A 269-nucleotide genomic window follows, 5' to 3' on the forward strand; every position below is an offset into this window, starting at 1 on the left:
GTGGGGGATCGCGTCCCACTGGAAAGTGTTGTACAGGTCAACCGTCCGGTCCCACGTCGCGCTGCCGCTGAATACGATGTCGAAGATGTTTGTGAGCGTGACATAGCTCTTGATGCCGTACTCGGCAAAGAGCGGGGCGACCTTCTCCCTGAATACGTTGTCGGTGGAAAACGCGCTTGTCGCGTCGAACCCGATGACGAGCACAGGCACAGCCTTCGCCGGCCTGCGAATTTGATCGAGATGAACGGTTTGCCCGTTCATGTTGTTGA

At 57.2% G+C, this 269-nt stretch carries 1 protein-coding gene; it reads right to left on the bottom strand.

Annotation, left to right across the window (positions count from 1 at the left end; translation table 11 throughout):
- On the bottom strand, positions 1–269 hold a 269-nt coding region (locus GE543_RS27225; RefSeq protein ID WP_178118684.1), incomplete at both ends, for a hypothetical protein.

This window comes from Pseudomonas sp. SZ57 (assembly GCF_009495975.1).
Taxonomy (GTDB): domain Bacteria; phylum Pseudomonadota; class Gammaproteobacteria; order Pseudomonadales; family Pseudomonadaceae; genus Aquipseudomonas; species Aquipseudomonas syringae.